This is a genomic window from Mesorhizobium sp. M0587 (genome assembly GCF_040320945.1).
In the GTDB taxonomy this organism is placed as follows: Bacteria; Pseudomonadota; Alphaproteobacteria; order Rhizobiales; family Rhizobiaceae; genus Mesorhizobium.
On sequence record NZ_JAMYQP010000120.1, the window covers coordinates 1 to 607 of the forward strand.

Below are 607 nucleotides of genomic sequence, written 5' to 3' on the forward strand. Positions count from 1 at the left end.
CCTGCGCCACGGGATGTTTTGACCAGGCGAGGGTTGGCCGCATCAGCCTCCAGCTTTCGGCGCAAGCGCATGATTAGGACATCGATACTTCGATCGTACACCTCTTCTCCACGCACACGGCTCGCGAGCAAAAGCCGTTCTCTGGATAGCACGTTGCGGGGGTTCTCCAGAAATGCGATCAAGAGATTGAACTCACATGCGGTGAGCTTGACCTCGCCACGCTCCGCACAGATCAGTCGCCGCTGCTTCACGCTGAGCTTCCAGGCCCCAAAGCGAAATGAGCGCTGCTCTCTGGTTCGCGGACTAGAAATGCGCTGGCGTAGCGCTACTCGAATGCGGGCCAAGAATTCGCGCATCCCGAAAGGCTTGGGAATGAAATCGGTTGCGCCGAGCTCCAATGCAACCACTTTTTCCGCCTCATCAAGCCGGTCGCCGCTGATCACTATGATAGGAACATCCGATTTTGTCGCCAGATTGCGGACGATCGCAAGTCCATCCTCCCGGCCTAGGTTAAGGTCAACAACCACGAGATCGACTGGCTCACGTGAAAGAACATAGTCAAACTGCTTGCTATCGTGGACTGCGGTTACCTTCAGGGCATGCATCG

The 607-nt window shown here is 56.3% G+C and carries 1 protein-coding gene; it reads right to left on the reverse strand.

From position 1 onward, the window contains the following. A partial coding sequence (gene virG, locus NKI49_RS33280) for a two-component system response regulator VirG (RefSeq protein ID WP_352695959.1) occupies positions 1 to 605 on the reverse strand: 605 nt, incomplete at its 3' end. Positions 606 to 607 lie beyond the last annotated feature (2 nt).